The 13,360-nt window shown below is 71.2% G+C and carries 19 protein-coding genes and 1 pseudogene; 4 read left to right on the plus strand and 16 right to left on the minus strand.

Annotated features, from left to right (window positions below; genetic code table 11):
• Positions 1 to 3 precede the first annotated feature (3 nt).
• The 10 genes from ACFY3I_RS32690 to ACFY3I_RS32735 form a co-directional block, all read right to left on the minus strand.
• Complete coding sequence (locus ACFY3I_RS32690; RefSeq protein WP_365289802.1) at positions 4 to 465, minus strand: transcriptional repressor; 462 nt, start codon at positions 463 to 465, stop codon at positions 4 to 6.
• A 30-nt stretch (positions 466 to 495) separates the two neighbouring features.
• Positions 496 to 1,149 (minus strand): restriction endonuclease subunit S, encoded by a 654-nt coding sequence (locus ACFY3I_RS32695; RefSeq protein ID WP_390864655.1) that lies wholly within the window; start codon positions 1,147 to 1,149, stop codon positions 496 to 498.
• Complete coding sequence (locus ACFY3I_RS32700; RefSeq protein WP_390864656.1) at positions 1,146 to 2,777, minus strand: N-6 DNA methylase; 1,632 nt, start codon at positions 2,775 to 2,777, stop codon at positions 1,146 to 1,148. The genes ACFY3I_RS32695 and ACFY3I_RS32700 overlap by 4 nt, the downstream gene beginning before the upstream one ends.
• A gap of 12 nt (positions 2,778 to 2,789) precedes the next feature.
• Positions 2,790 to 3,449 (minus strand): hypothetical protein, encoded by a 660-nt coding sequence (locus tag ACFY3I_RS32705; RefSeq protein ID WP_390864657.1) that lies wholly within the window; start codon positions 3,447 to 3,449, stop codon positions 2,790 to 2,792.
• Between the two features lie 340 nt (positions 3,450 to 3,789).
• The gene (locus tag ACFY3I_RS32710) at positions 3,790 to 4,365 is read right to left on the minus strand and encodes an FABP family protein (protein WP_365289809.1); all 576 of its coding nucleotides are present in this window, start codon (positions 4,363 to 4,365) and stop codon (positions 3,790 to 3,792) included.
• A 221-nt stretch (positions 4,366 to 4,586) separates the two neighbouring features.
• The gene (locus ACFY3I_RS32715) at positions 4,587 to 5,483 is read right to left on the minus strand and encodes a hypothetical protein (protein WP_390864658.1); all 897 of its coding nucleotides are present in this window, start codon (positions 5,481 to 5,483) and stop codon (positions 4,587 to 4,589) included.
• Positions 5,480 to 6,409, minus strand: coding sequence for a hypothetical protein (locus tag ACFY3I_RS32720; RefSeq protein WP_390864659.1), 930 nt, complete (start codon positions 6,407 to 6,409; stop codon positions 5,480 to 5,482). Before ACFY3I_RS32720 ends, ACFY3I_RS32715 begins: the two co-directional genes overlap by 4 nt.
• Positions 6,406 to 7,152: a hypothetical protein gene (locus ACFY3I_RS32725; RefSeq protein WP_390864660.1), complete on the minus strand. Its 747-nt coding sequence runs from the start codon at positions 7,150 to 7,152 to the stop codon at positions 6,406 to 6,408. The genes ACFY3I_RS32720 and ACFY3I_RS32725 overlap by 4 nt, the downstream gene beginning before the upstream one ends.
• A gap of 97 nt (positions 7,153 to 7,249) precedes the next feature.
• Entirely contained in the window at positions 7,250 to 7,609 is a 360-nt protein-coding gene (locus tag ACFY3I_RS32730) for a DoxX family protein (RefSeq protein ID WP_390864661.1), read from the minus strand.
• Positions 7,606 to 8,085 (minus strand): cupin domain-containing protein, encoded by a 480-nt coding sequence (locus ACFY3I_RS32735; protein WP_390864662.1) that lies wholly within the window; start codon positions 8,083 to 8,085, stop codon positions 7,606 to 7,608. Before ACFY3I_RS32735 ends, ACFY3I_RS32730 begins: the two co-directional genes overlap by 4 nt.
• Positions 8,086 to 8,174: 89 nt before the next feature.
• Between ACFY3I_RS32735 and ACFY3I_RS32740 the strand changes: the two genes are divergently transcribed.
• Positions 8,175 to 9,029 carry a LysR substrate-binding domain-containing protein gene (locus tag ACFY3I_RS32740; RefSeq protein ID WP_390864679.1) on the plus strand — a complete coding sequence of 285 codons (855 nt, stop codon included), beginning with the start codon at positions 8,175 to 8,177 and terminating at the stop codon, positions 9,027 to 9,029.
• On the opposite strand, the gene ACFY3I_RS32745 is transcribed toward ACFY3I_RS32740, so the two are convergent.
• Positions 9,019 to 9,213 carry a DUF397 domain-containing protein gene (locus tag ACFY3I_RS32745; RefSeq protein ID WP_390864663.1) on the minus strand — a complete coding sequence of 65 codons (195 nt, stop codon included), beginning with the start codon at positions 9,211 to 9,213 and terminating at the stop codon, positions 9,019 to 9,021. The two genes, ACFY3I_RS32740 and ACFY3I_RS32745, sit on opposite strands and share 11 nt — an antisense overlap.
• Complete coding sequence (locus ACFY3I_RS32750) at positions 9,195 to 10,037, minus strand: helix-turn-helix domain-containing protein (RefSeq protein WP_390864664.1); 843 nt, start codon at positions 10,035 to 10,037, stop codon at positions 9,195 to 9,197. The genes ACFY3I_RS32745 and ACFY3I_RS32750 overlap by 19 nt, the downstream gene beginning before the upstream one ends.
• Before the next feature lie 176 nt (positions 10,038 to 10,213).
• On the opposite strand from ACFY3I_RS32750, the gene ACFY3I_RS32755 reads away from it, so the two are divergent.
• The gene (locus ACFY3I_RS32755) at positions 10,214 to 10,588 is read left to right on the plus strand and encodes a hypothetical protein (protein WP_390864665.1); all 375 of its coding nucleotides are present in this window, start codon (positions 10,214 to 10,216) and stop codon (positions 10,586 to 10,588) included.
• A 49-nt stretch (positions 10,589 to 10,637) separates the two neighbouring features.
• Positions 10,638 to 11,000 carry a DsrE family protein gene (locus tag ACFY3I_RS32760; protein ID WP_365289825.1) on the plus strand — a complete coding sequence of 121 codons (363 nt, stop codon included), beginning with the start codon at positions 10,638 to 10,640 and terminating at the stop codon, positions 10,998 to 11,000.
• 161 nt (positions 11,001 to 11,161) lie between these two features.
• Here the strand turns inward: ACFY3I_RS32760 and ACFY3I_RS32765 are convergent, their stop codons facing one another.
• A complete protein-coding gene (locus tag ACFY3I_RS32765; RefSeq protein ID WP_390864666.1) occupies positions 11,162 to 11,563 on the minus strand; it encodes a winged helix-turn-helix transcriptional regulator in 402 nt (133 codons plus the stop codon).
• Positions 11,564 to 11,670: 107 nt separating this feature from the next.
• Between ACFY3I_RS32765 and ACFY3I_RS32770 the strand changes: the two genes are divergently transcribed.
• On the plus strand, positions 11,671 to 12,516 hold the full coding sequence (locus ACFY3I_RS32770) for an NAD(P)H-binding protein (protein ID WP_390864667.1): 846 nt from the start codon (positions 11,671 to 11,673) through the stop codon (positions 12,514 to 12,516).
• A 29-nt stretch (positions 12,517 to 12,545) separates the two neighbouring features.
• Here ACFY3I_RS32770 and ACFY3I_RS32775 read toward each other — a convergent pair whose 3' ends face one another.
• From ACFY3I_RS32775 to ACFY3I_RS32785, 3 genes and pseudogenes are all read right to left on the minus strand, one after another.
• Positions 12,546 to 12,809: a DUF3099 domain-containing protein gene (locus ACFY3I_RS32775; RefSeq protein ID WP_365289831.1), complete on the minus strand. Its 264-nt coding sequence runs from the start codon at positions 12,807 to 12,809 to the stop codon at positions 12,546 to 12,548.
• Positions 12,810 to 12,898: 89 nt separating this feature from the next.
• Entirely contained in the window at positions 12,899 to 13,186 is a 288-nt protein-coding gene (locus ACFY3I_RS32780) for a DUF1416 domain-containing protein (protein WP_003991226.1), read from the minus strand.
• Positions 13,187 to 13,255: 69 nt separating this feature from the next.
• Positions 13,256 to 13,360 (minus strand): annotated as a pseudogene (locus ACFY3I_RS32785) (sulfurtransferase); the annotation flags it as partial.

Consider the following 13,360-nt stretch of genomic DNA (forward strand, 5'->3'; position numbering starts at 1 on the left):
AGCCTACGACTCGGTAATTGAAGTCTGGACGGCTGCGGCCCCGGTTCTCCCGCGCGCGCAGTCCTGGCAGCGGCCGAAGATCGCGAAGTGCTTCATGTCGGTCTCGAAGCCGAACTCCCGACGCAGCTTGGCGGTGAACTCCGCGGCCACGGTCACATCGGCCTCGATCACGTTCTCGCAGTCGCGGCAGACCAGGTGGATGTGATGGTGCCGGTCGGCGAGGTGGTAGGTGGGCGCCCCGTGCCCGAGGTGGGCGTGGCTGACCAGCCCCAGCTCCTCCAGGAGCTCCAGGGTCCGGTAGACCGTGGAGATGTTCACCCCGGACGCGGTCTTCCGCACCTCGCCGAGGATGGCGTCGGGAGTCGCGTGCTCAAGGGTGTCCACGGCTTCGAGCACGAGTTGCCGCTGCGGCGTCAGCCGGTAGCCGCGCTGCCTTAGGTCGCTCTTCCAGTCGGTGCTCACCACAGACCCAAGTCTAGGGCGGGCGGGGTCGGATCACGGCTCGGTGGGCAGAACACCGCTCATCAGGGCGTCGGCGAGCACACCCCGGTAGTGGCGGGTCACCCTGGCGATCTCCGCGTGTGCCCGGATCTTGGCGTCCAGGGCGGCGAGGGTGGCGCCGATCATCTCCTGCTCGGCGGCGGGCGGGACGAGAACGGGCAGCTCGCCCAGGGTGCGGATGCTCAGCGACGGAATGACCGAACCGGCTGTCCGGGTTCTGATCCAGTCCTGCGCGGCCGTCGCGCTCAGGTACGCGACGAGATACGCGGCCGAGACCCGTCCCGCCTCAGGCAGCCGGAGGCGTACCAGGTTGGGGTGGAACAGCCACCCCACGTGCTCCCCGGTGACGAGGGCGCACCGGCCGACGGTGCCGGTCCGGGTCAGAAGGACGTCCCCTTGCACCAGTTCGTACCTCGCAAGCGTCCGCGCCCGGTCCCACGGGACCACAGGGACGGCCGCGGCGTCCTCGGTGACGATCCGCTGACCGCGCAGACCGCGCGGCAGCACGAGGGGAACCCCTCCCTCCGTCTGCGGACGCCCCCGGTCCTCGGCCCGTTGCCCCGCTCCGACCTGGATCGACGCACACAGCTCCCGAAGGAGGGCACGCGTCCAGCCGACAGGTGGGACGAACTCGTCGGTCGTCGTCACAGTTCGTATCTCCTGAGCCACTCGGCCGCTTCGGCGTCGGCCGCCTCCGCCCGCGCGTGCAGGATCCCGATCTCCGCGCCCAGCTGCGTGAGCCGCTCCCGGGTCCTGACGGGACCGGCCTCGCGGGCGGGCGAGACCGGGACCGGCGACCGAACGTAGAGCGCCGGGTCCAGGCTGTGACCTTGACCCGCGATGTCACGTACCGAGACGGCCCGGCTCAGGCCGGGACGCCCCGAGAAGGTGCGCCCGGCCGCCGCGGCCGTATGCCAGGAGACGTATTCCTCGACCAGTAGAGCGACCTCGTCGTCGGTCAGCGCACGCTGGGTCCGGGCGATCTGGTGACCCAGGTGCTCACCTGCCACGAACAGGACCTCCGGATCGGCGGCCGCGTCCGCCGCGGGAGCGCGCAGGAACCAGATCTGTGTCTTGACGGCCGTGAGCGCGAAGATGTCCGCGGGCAGCGCGATCACGCACTCCACGGCCCCGGCTCCGATCAGTCCGGCCCGCACGGTCTCGGCGGCCCCTGCGTTGAAGGATGCTCCGGCCGGCAGCAGTACGGCGGCCCGCCCCTCGGGCGCGAGCCGCGACACGATGTACTGCAGCCAGTCGAATTCGCTGCGGCGCGCCGGGCCGTAGACCCAGAACGGCGGCGGGGCCACGCTCTCCAGCCGGCGGCCGAAGGGCGGGTTGGTCAACAGCACGTCGAAGGCGGCGGGCGGGTCGATGGCGGGGTCCAGCGCCGGAGTGAACGGGCCCTCGTCGAGCCGCCCGGTACGTCCGTGGTGGACACGCAGGTTCCACTGTGCGACCTGCCGTTCCACACCGTCGGGCACCCGACCGCTGACGAACGACGGACCGTCGCCTCCCCGCTCCGCGACCGCGTCCAGGTAGGACACGAGCAGTTCCCCGGTCCGGCCGTACGGGTCATGGACGCTGACCGCCCCGGGTCGCACGGCGGCCAGCGCCCCGGCCATGACGCGGCTCACGGAGGGAGGGGTGAAGAACGCGCCGCCTTCGCGGGCATGAGCGGCGCGCCAGACCACCAGGACGTGGTCGAACGCCGCCTGGCACTCCTGCGCCGAGCCGGCGGCGGTACGGCCGAGCGTCTCGGCGAGATCCGCGAGCAGGCGGCGGGGGAAGGTGTCCTCGGGCAGATCGAACTCGCGCACCGCCTCACCGAAGGCGTCCACGATCCTGGCCAGGCCGTCGTCGGACTCCGCGATCCGGGTGCACACGAAGTACAGCAGCCACAGGAGATAGCGGTCCAGAGGCATGGAGCCGCGCAGTCGGTCCGCCTCCGGGCCCGCGAGCCGCTCGACCGCACGGAGCAGCCCGCCGGACATGCCCCCCGTCAGGCCCGCGCGGAACCGGTCGCCGTAGGTCGTGCCGGACGGTTCGTCCGGGCGCCTGGCGTTCGCCGGAATGACCCGCCCGGACAGCCAGCCGAGGACCTCCTCGGCACGGAATCGCTCGATGTCGGCGCCGGGATCCACCGGTGCGGGGTAGTCCGCGTGCCGCCGCTCCCAGTTGGAGACCGCGGGACGCTTCACCCCCGCGAGGCGCGCGATGTCGGGCCTGGAGACGAGTGCACCGGCGTTGGCACCGGGGCGCGTGGGGAATTCGGTCATGGTGCTCCCTCGTCAGAACCTGGGCGTTCTGACACCGCGCAACGTCTCCGCCCGGCCGGCGATCACAGCCGGGAACCGGTCCATGGCCTGTGCCTCCTTGACCAGTTCGGGGCTGAGGTAGCCGAGCACGCGGTAGATGGTGTCATGGTCGGCGGCGAGGTGCCGGTGGTGGACCGGCTCGTGGTGCATGACCCGATTGCGCAGCAGCACCAGCGAGGTCAGGTCCTTGTAGAGACGGTCGCGGCGTCCTCGGTAGTGCGGGAACGCCGAGTGCAGGACGGGCACCCAGAAGTGCCGGTCGTAGCCCTGGCTGAGCAGTGAGACCCAGAAACCGAGGGTCAGCTCTGCCACGACGTCGTCCGGGGTCGTACGCGACAGGCGGCGTGCACAGGAACGACGGGCGTCGTCCACGAGCTTCACACCGCGCTCGTTCAGGCACGCAACCGCCCACCAGTCCGGTCTGCCGTGGTGTCCGGCGAGCGCGTTGTGCAGCGCGTTGCGCAGGGTCAGCTCCAGACAGTGGAGGGATCCCAGCAAGGCCGCCGACACCTCGATGTTCCACCAGTACAGCCGCTCGGCGGTCGGGGCATCGCCGTGCGCCGCGCGCATGTACCGCCTCAGTCGAGGCAGGGACAGGTCTCGCACCATCCACTCGGGCAGTCGATTCGTCATGCTTCCCCCCTCACTCGGCGGCTACCTGTGCATGCGCGCACACTCTGTGCACTCATGCACGCACAGTGGTAACCTGCTAGGTGAATGTTCTGGGCCCGCCTCTGCATCGCAAGCCACCCAGAGCACAGCCTCCGGAGCCCCGGTCGCAGGCATGTTGCGACCGGGGCTCCGCGCATTCACCGGCCCCGAAACCCTGCCGCGCGACTGCCGAAGACGTCGCAACCGTAGCCGTGCAGCACTCCCACCCGCAAGCGCATTGCCATGCAGGGTGAACTGTTAACCCTCAGGGATGAAACAAGGACCCCGCCGGCACGGCGGGGTCCTGGAAAGCAGCTCGGGGCTACTTGAAGAAGGCGATGCCGTCGTCCGGCATGTCGCTGGGCAGGGCCTTCGCCCAGCGTTCGACCTCCTCCGGGGTGACGACCTTCTTCAGGTGCGCGGACATGTACGGGCGCAGCTCCACCTCGGGGGTCTGCTTCTCGCCCACCCACATCAGGTCGCTCTTGACGTAGCCGTACAGGCGCTTGCCGCCGCTGTACGGGGCCGCGGCGGCCGTGCGGGCCACGGCGTCGGTGACCAGGTCGATCTGGGGCTTCTTGTCGGCCATCTCGCCGTACCAGATCTCGATCACGCCGTCGTCGCGGGTCATGGTGACCTCGACCCTGCGGTCGGCGTCGATGCGCCAGTAGCCGTGCTCGGTCTCCAGCGGGCGGACCTTGTTCCCGTCGTTGTCCAGCACCCACGTCTGGGAGTGGTACTCCAGGAAGTCACGCCCGTCGTGACTGAAGGTGGCCTCCTGGCCGAAGTTGCACTTCTCCGAACCCGGGAAGTCGTGGACGCCCGCGCCCGCCCACTTGCCCAGCAGGAAGGCGAGCGGGACCAGGTCCTTGTGCAGGTCGGACGGAATCTCGATCATGACGGCGTTCCTAGACGGAGAGGATCAGCGCTGGCCCTGGTACAGCTTCTTCACGGTCAGTCCGGCGAAGGCGAGAACGCCGACGCAGACCAGGACGAGCAGGGTTTCGAAGAAGGTCTCCACGGGTGCTCCTTGAGCGAGGGTGGGCATACGTACAAGAGCCGGGCCCCAGCTTACGCGGCCGGGGCCCGGCGCTCTTGGCGAGGTGTGCCCGGCGGGGCTCAGGCCAGCAGTTCGCTCTGCAGGGTGACCGTCTGTTCGAAGGGCACGGAGAGCGCGCCGCCCTTGCGGGACTGGATGATCACGCCGACGGTGTCGCCGGTGGCCAGGTAGGCCTGCGCGACCTGCTGCGCGCCGTACGGCTTCAGCTCCGTGTACGGCACCATCACGACGTGGTCGGGCCTGGCCCGATCCGGGAACTCCTGGTCGAGCTGGTACTGGTCACCGTCGCGCAGTGCGTAGGCCGGCGACGAGTAGCTCATGAACTGGTGGTTGATCAGGTCCTCCGCGACGGCGGCCGTGTCGAACTGGAGGAGGTAGATCCGGGTGTGCGTGCCGTCGGCGGTGGTCCAGCCGCGCGCGGTGATGTGCCGCAGGCCCTTGTCGACGAGCTTCTGGCGCAGTGAGCCGCGGTCGGCCTTGGTGAACTCCGCGAGGAACGTCCCGGTCGGCAGCCAGCCGTCCGTGCCCTTGAGCGCCGTGTCGGCGGTGGCGCCGGCCGGTGCCGGGAGGACCAGTTTCCGCAGGTCGGCGAAGTGGCTGCCGGCCGGGTTACGGGCGTCGTCGTTCGGACCGGGCTTCCCGGGCGGCAGCGGCGGCCGCACCAGGGTGGGGTAGGTCCAGCGCCCGTCGGAGTGCGTGGCCAGGCCGGGCACGTCGGTCCGGTCGGCCCGGGTGATGCCGTAGGCCGTGCCGGCGCCGACGACCGCGAAGACGGCCACGGCGGAGACCCAGCGGAGTGCGGCCCGCAGTACTCGCCGGTCCTTCTTCGGCGGCGGGGGCGGGAACTCGCCGGGATCGCCGAAGCCGTCGGGATCGCGGAGGCCCTCCGGATCGCGGAGGCCCTCGGGATCGCCGAGGCCGTCGGCGACCTCCGGCTGGTTCGTGTCCGTGGTCATACCGACGCCCCCGGGTCCTTGATGCGGTCGAGCTGTGCGCGGAGCATGCCGGCCGCGCTCTCCTTGTCCAGCGGCTTGCCCGCGGTCGCCGTGGCGGTGACCAGGACGTCACCCACGTAGCCGGTGCAGACCATCGTGTCCATCTTCTCGTCCCGGTCCGTCGGCGGCAGGAAGCAGGAGGCCGAGTCCTTGTAGCCCTTGATCTCCGGCCCCTTCCGGAACACCTTCAGCTCGTCGAGGAGGCCCTTCTGGACGGTCGCCATGGAACGGACCGTCTGCCGGCTCCCCATCCGGGCCAGCACGATCTCCATCGTGTACTGGTAGCCGGGCGCCCCGGCCGTGTTCAGGTAGCTGCGCATCGCCATGCCCTTGACCGGGTTCCGGTCGAGCTGCCGCTCCAGCGCCTGCCGCTGCGAACGCGGCAGGTCCTTGATCGACTCCTTGCGCAGCCGGGTCGCCTGCGTGCCGGACAGCTCGACGTCCGACCCGAACTCCGAGGAGTCGGGACCCCGCTCGTACGTGCCGGTGTCGTACGGCAGCAGCATCCCGCCGAGTCCGTCGGCGTGCGCCTCCTTGCCGTCCTGGGCGGCGGCCTTCGGCAGGCTCCAGGAGGGAGCACCGGGGTCACGGTCGGCACCCTGGACGGTGACGACGGTGCAGGTGGCCCCGGCCAGCACCGCAGCGGCCAGGACCCCGAAGCCGACGATGCCGGCGACGCGACGCCGACGCCCCGACCGCGGCCGCGCACCAGCGGACTCCGCGTCGTCGGGCTCGGCCACGCCCTCACCCACGGCATCCGGCTCGACGGACGCAGGGGCAGGGGACGTCGACGCGGGCTCGGTGGACTCCGGCGCCACCGGTGCCGGGGTCGCCGCGGGGACGGGCTGCGGGTCGGGGTGTCCGGGTGATCCCGGGTTCTCGGTCACAGCCGCTCCATCTGCCGCTTCGCCAGATCCAGCACCTTCGTCTTCGGGATCGGCTTCGTGTCGTACATCCATATCTCCATGGCGATGTCACCGCGCCACGCGTGCGCCTCGGCGGAGTACAGGCCCACGCCGTAATAGGTTCGGGGCTTCTGGTGGACGTACACCTTGCCGTCGCCCGTGCCGGGGATCGGCCAGCTGTCGGTGTCGTAGTCATCGGCCGGCTCGGCGAAGTAGTACGCGTCGTCCGCGGCGTCGGCGGCCTCCGTGCCGGTCTGCTCCTGGCGGTACTGGACCAGCCGGATCTCGACCTCGAAGCCGCCGTCCTCCTGCCAGTCGGTGACGGCCGCCCGGCGGAACTCCCTCGTGGCGACCAGGTTGCGGAAGGCTTCGGCGGGGTTCTTGTACGTCTCCGCGAGCGCACCCGCCTCCATCCACCCGTCGCCGCTCTCCACGTCCTTCGGCTCGCGTGCGGCCTTCGGCCTGCTCACCAGCAGCTTGCGCAGGTCACCGTCGGCCTTGGCCTTCCGGTCCTGTGCGGCCGACAGCGGCTCGGGGCCCGCGCCCTTCGCCTGGGCGAGGAACGGCTGGGACAGGGGCGGCAGGGCCGTCGGCTCCCGGTCCGCCTGGACCAGGTAGCCGACGCAGGTGCCGGCCGCCACACCGAGTACGGCGGCGGAGGCGAGCAGTATGCCGGTACGGCGGCGCCTGCCCGGCCTTTCGGGTGGTGTCTCTGACGCGTCCAATGGTTCCCTCTGTGGATCCGGCAGCGCGGATTCCTTGATCCGCGCTCCACAGGAGACTCATGGTCGGCTCAATGAGTTGTACAACGATCAATCACGATCAGGACACCACCGCGAGCCAGACCGCGGCCGCCGCCACGAGCAGCAGCGTCGCGTTGAGGGCGACCTGACGGTCCCCCATCCGCAGGTGCACCCTGATCGCGCCGAGCTGCAGGACAGCGAGGCCGCTCGCGGCGGCCACGGCCGTCCAGGGGGCGACACCGGTCAGGCGCGGGAGCAGCAGACCGAACGCGCCGAGCAGTTCGACGGCCCCGAGCGCCCGTACGGCCGCCATCGGCATGCCGTCCACCCACGCCATCATCGGCCGCAGCCGGTCCCGGCTCCGGACGGTCTTCAGCCCGCCCGCGTAGAGGTAGAACAGGGCGAGGAGACCGGCGACGATCCAGTACGCGACGCTCATGAGGCGGGCTCGGTGGCGTAGCGGCTCATCACCTCGGCGTTCGCCCGCGGGGTCGCCTCTCCGGCCGCGAACAGGTCCCGCAGGTCCCGGAAGTACCGCACGTACAGGTCGGGCGTGAACGTGCTGAGCATGACCGCCGGTGCGTCGGTGACGTTGGCGAAGGAGTGCGGGGCGCCGGGCGGCACCATCACCAGGGTGCCCGCGGTGGCGTCGTACTCCTCCGCCCCGACCGTGAACCGCACGGATCCGGAGACGACGTAGAAGCCCTCGTCGTGCCGGGCGTGCCGGTGCTGCGGCGGTCCCGGGGTGTGCGGGGCGAGCACGGACTCGGCGATGCCGAGCCGGTGCCCGGTGGTGCGGCCGTCCTCCAGGACGCGCATCGTGGTGGTGCCGAGGACGAGTACCTCGCCGTCGTCCGGGCCGACGACGGACACGGCCGCCTCGGCCGCCTCGTTGTGGTGATCGTGGGCTGTCATACCCCGATTCGACGGCCGGGACGGTACGGCTGTCCAAGACCTGTTCCGGCACCCCGATACCCGATCGGTATCGTGGCTGCATGGAGCGGATGGAGCTGCGGACCCTGCGCTATTTCGTGACCGTCGCCGAGGAACTCCACTTCGGCCGGGCCGCCGCCCGGCTGCACATGAGCCAGCCCCCGCTGAGCCGGGCGGTCAAGGGGCTGGAGAGCGAGATCGGCGCGGCGCTCTTCGAGCGGTCCCCGGCCGGTGTCACCCTCACCCCCGTCGGCGCCGTGCTCCTCGACGAGGCCCGTGCGCTCCTGGACCGGGCCGACAGACTGCGGGTGCGGGTCGCCACGGCGGCGGGCGCCACCGTACTCACCGTCGGCCTCCTCGGCGACAGCACGGATCCCGGCGTTCGCCGGCTGGCCCGCGCCTACCGCGAACGCCACCCCGGCGTCGAGATCCGCATCCGCGAGACCGACCTCACCGACCCCACCTGCGGGCTGCGCGCCGGGCTCGTGGACGTCGCCCTGACCCGTGCCCCCTTCGACGAAACCGGCCTGGCGGTAAGGGAGTTGCGCGCCGACCCGGTGGGCGCGCTGCTCCGCGCGGACGATCCCCTGGCCGACCGCGAGAGCCTGGCCCTCGCCGACCTCGCCGACCGGCGGTGGTTCCGGTTCCCGGAAGGCACCGACGACCACTGGCAGTCGTACTGGAACGGCGGGACGGTACGGCGGGGGCCGGTGGTGCGGGCGGTCCAGGAATGCCGGCAGGCGGTGCTGTGGAACGGGACGGTGGGCATGACGACGACCGGCCACGAGCCGGGCGCCGGGCTCGTGACCGTACCGGTCGTGGACATGCCGCCGAGCCGGGTGGTGGTGGCGTGGGCCGAGGGAAACACCGACCCCCTGCTGCGGCCGTTCGTCCAGGTGGCGGTCGAGGCCTACCTCAGCGCCTGACTCCGGCCACGAAGGCCGTCCAGGCGGCGGCCTCGAAGAGGAGGGCCCCGCGCGAGGGGTCCTTGCTGTCACGCACGGGGACGAGGGAAGGATGACCGGGAGCCACCTCAAGGCACTGGCCGCCGTCGGAGTTGCTGTAGCTGCTCCTGCGCCACCTGAGATGGCTCAAGTCGATTGCTCGCACGGCACTTCCTCCAACATACGCAAGATGAACGTCCGCGACTTGACAGGCGTCAGAGCCAGGTCACGTACGGCATCATAAGTGCGGTGGAGGCGCTCAACCCTGCTTGTTTCCTCGACCAGTTCGCCTCGTACGTCGTTCTCCGCGTACGCGACCGCACGACCGTCGGGTAGCCGCAGGAACATGACATCGGTGCTGGCCAAGCCGTGCAGGCCGGTACCGAACGGCAGCACGTGGAGCGTGATGTGCGGGCGGTCTCCCGCTGCCACCAGGTACTCCAGTTGCCCTCGCCAGTCCCCCGGATCACTCAGCGAATTGCGCAGCACCGCCTCCGAGAGGATGACTCGAAACGGCGGAGCATCGTCCCCGTCCAGCACGGCCTGCCGTCCGATCCGCGCGGCGACCTGCTGCTCCAGTTCCTCGTCCTTCAGCCCGCCCGCAGCCAACGCCTCACGCACGTACGCCCGGGTCTGGAGCATGCCCGGTGGACGGCTCACGGCGTAGTGCCACAGACTCACCGCCTCCGCCTCCAGCACCATGTACCGCCGGTACTGCTCCTTGAACTGTGACGGGTCGCCGACCGCCAGTTCCCACAGGGCCAGCAGCAGCCCGGGCGTGCCGTAGTACTGGTCCAGCGCCTCGACGAGCTCCGGGCTGCCCAGGGTCCGCCCGCTCTCCATCTTGCCGAAGTTGGAGGCGTCCCAGCCCAGTTCCTCGGCCAGCTCTCGCAGGCTCACCCCCCGCTCGGCCCTCAGATGCCGTAACTCCTCCGCGAACCGTTGCCTGGGCTCCTGACTGCGCCCCGTCACCACCCGCCTCTGCGGCACCGCACGCCTCCCTGGTACGCCTTGGAATTTGTGGAATTAGCGCCGCCAGACGGGGAAGAACCGCCCGCCGTCGGCGTGCCTACGCCACCTCCGGGCCATGCTCGTAGCAGCCTCGATACCCAGAGTAGTCCAACTGACGCATTTCATAGAGATGTTGGACGAAAGGAGCGAATGCCATGGAACCCGGAACGCTGCTCTACGACACCGCCACCGACCAGGTCGGCGAGTACCGGGACCAGTCGGGGCCGTACGCGATGCTGCGTCCCGTCGGCGGGGGCAGGGAGTGGCAGGCCGACCCGGCGGTGCTGCGACCGGCCACCGACAGGGAGCGGCTCAGCGCGGGCGTGCGCGCGGCGAACGACCGCAGCGCGTGGGGCGTGCCGTCGGGTCCGGAGGATCTGAGCAGACCGCCACGCCCCGTCCCGGGCTGCGCCGAGTGCGCGGAGCTCGGCGGCCGCAGAGAGGCCGCGCTGGTCACGTTCGACCACAGCGCGGCCACCGACGCGAACGTGCTGATGCGCCAGCACCAGCGTGCGGAACACCAGCCGTAGGGCCCCCCGGTCGAGCCGTCCGAGCACGCCGCCCGATTACGCTGCAGGCATGGCGAAGAAGCTCGTGATCAAGGTGACGGCCGGGGCGGACGCCCCGGAGCGGTGCTCGCAGGCGTTCACGGTGGCGGCGGTGGCCGTCGCCAGCGGCGTCGAGGTGTCGATGTGGCTGACCGGGGAGTCCGCGTGGTTCGCGCTGCCCGGGCGGGCCGCCGAGTTCGAGCTGCCGCACTCCGCGCCGCTGCCGGACCTGGTCGACTCGATCCTGGCGGGCGGCACGCTCACCCTCTGCACCCAGTGCGCGGCCCGCCGGGACATCGCGGAGAAGGACGTCATCGAGGGCGTCCGGATCGCCGGCGCGCAGGTCTTCGTGCAGGAGGCGATGGCCGAGGGGACGCAGGCGCTCGTCTACTGAGGGCTGTCCCGTGATCCCCGGTGGGTCGGCGCACGGCGTCAGATGCGGTGCATCGCAAGGCGGAGGGTCGTCCTCATACCGGGCGCATTCGGGCGAACCCGACAACGCTGCGAGGTGCCGTAGCTGTCGTCGTGCGCCCGCCGGGGATTGCGGGACAGCCCTCAGGGACGGGGGGATCCCGCCTCGTCGTACCGCTGCCGGGCCGTCTCGACGTGGTCGAGATGGCCGGCGGCCCACTCGGCGAGGTGGGCGAAGAGCGGGGCGAGGCTGCCGCCGAGGTCGCTGATCTCGTACTCGACGCGCGGCGGCACCTCGGGGTGGTAGGTGCGCACGACCAGGCCGTCGCGCTCCAGTTGGCGCAGCCGCTGGGTGAGCACCTTGGGCGTGATGCCCTTGATACGGCGCTCCAGCTGGACGAACCGCTGGCGGCCGAAGGTGTGCAGCGACCAGAGGATCGGCGTGGTCCACCGGCTGAAGACGATGTCCACGACCGGGGAGACCGGGCAGGCAACCTCGGGGTCGGACAGGGCGTCGGGCGCCGGCCGTCGGGTCTCGGTCGTCATGAGCCACACCCCTGGAAGGTAGTCACTTTCCTCTGGGTACCTACTATACCGAGGCTGTTAGCGTCCCTGTCATCGCTGAAGACCACCGGAGATTACGGGAGTTGAGCATGATCGTGGTGACGGGTGCGACCGGGAACGTGGGCCGGTCGCTGGTGGCGGCCCTGGCGGAGGCCGGGGAACAGGTGACGGCGGTGTCCCGGGGTGTCGCCCCCGTCGACCTGCCGGGCGGAGTGACGCACGTGCGGGCCGACCTGGCCGAGCCGGAGACACTCCGGCCCGCGTTCGACGGAGCGAAGGCGCTGTTCCTGCACGACGGCGGCACGGGCGGGCACGGGCTCGACACCCGGGCCGTGCTGACGGTGGCCCGGGACGCCGGGGTGGCACGGGTGGTGCTGCTCTCCTCGCAGGCCGTGGTGACCAGGGCGGAGTCCCCCTCGCACGGCGGGGCGATGCGGGCGGTCGAGGACGCGGTGAGGGGGTCGGGCCTGGCCTGGACGATCCTGCGGGCCGGCGGATTCGCCTCCAACGCCTACGCCTGGGCGGAGTCGGTACGCGCCGAGCGCACCGTGGCCGCGCCGTTCGGTGACGTCGGGATCCCCGTGGTCGATCCCGCGGACCTCGCCGAGGTCGCGGCGGCGGCACTGCGCGCGGACGAACACGTCGGCCGGGTCTACGAGTTGAACGGACCGGCGGCCGTCACGCCCCGGCAGCAGGCCGAGGCCATCGGCGCGGCCCTCGGTGAGCCGGTGCGGTTCGTGGAGCTGACCCGTGCCGAGGCGGGGGCGCGGATGTCGGCGTTCATGCCGGAACCGGTGGTGGCGACGACGCTGGCCGTCCTCGGCGAGCCCAACGCGGCCGAGCTGCGGCTCAGCCCGGACGTCGAGGCGGTGCTCGGCCGTCCGCCCCGGACCTTCGCCGCGTGGGCCCTGCGCAACGTCGGCGCGTTCCGGTAGACCGAACCGGATACCGGGACCTGCCGGCCTCAGGGGCGGGGACGCTTCTTCCCGTCCAGCTCGTCCCACCACTCGTCGGACTTGGGGTCGCCGGAGGGGTCGTCCCACCAGCGGTCGTCGGGACCCCGGCGGTTGGCGACCATCGCGGCGACGGGCGGGATGACCATGGCCACCACGCACATCCCCACGGCGGCGGGGACCGACCAGATGCGCACGACCGTCCAGGCCAGGACGAAGAGACCGATGCAGATCCCCATCATGACGAAGTACAGGCGACGCCGCCGTGCCAGCATGAGTCAAGGGTAGGCCGGGCGGGCGGAGACGGCGAAGGGCCGCACCCCGGGGTTCCGGTCCGGGAGGTGCGGCCCTCGCGCGGGACTGCTCAGACCGCGATCGCGACCTCGGCCAGGCCGCCCTGCTGGGCGACGACCGTGCGGTCGGCGGTGGCGCCGGGGACGAGGGCACGGACGGTCCAGGTGCCCTCCGCCGCGTAGAAGCGGAACTGTCCGGTGGCGGAGGTCGGCACCTCCGCGGTGAACTCGCCGGTCGAGTCGAGCAGGCGGACGTAGCCGACCACGGGCTCGCCGTCCTTCGTCACCTGACCCTGGATCGTGGTCTCACCGGGCTTGATCGTCGAGGCGTCCGGGCCGCCGGCCTTCGCTCCGCACATGTCGTACTCCTGAGGATGAGGTCTTGAGAGGTCGGTCCGAGGGTGGTGCCGGGGGTGGTGCCCAGGGTGTTACTTGGCCGCGCCGAGCTCGATCGGGACGCCGACGAGGCTGCCGTACTCGGTCCAGGAGCCGTCGTAGTTCTTGACGTTCTCGACACCGAGCAGCTCGTGCAG

Source organism: Streptomyces sp. NPDC001068 (assembly GCF_042897315.1).
In the GTDB taxonomy this organism is placed as follows: Bacteria; Actinomycetota; Actinomycetes; order Streptomycetales; family Streptomycetaceae; genus Streptomyces.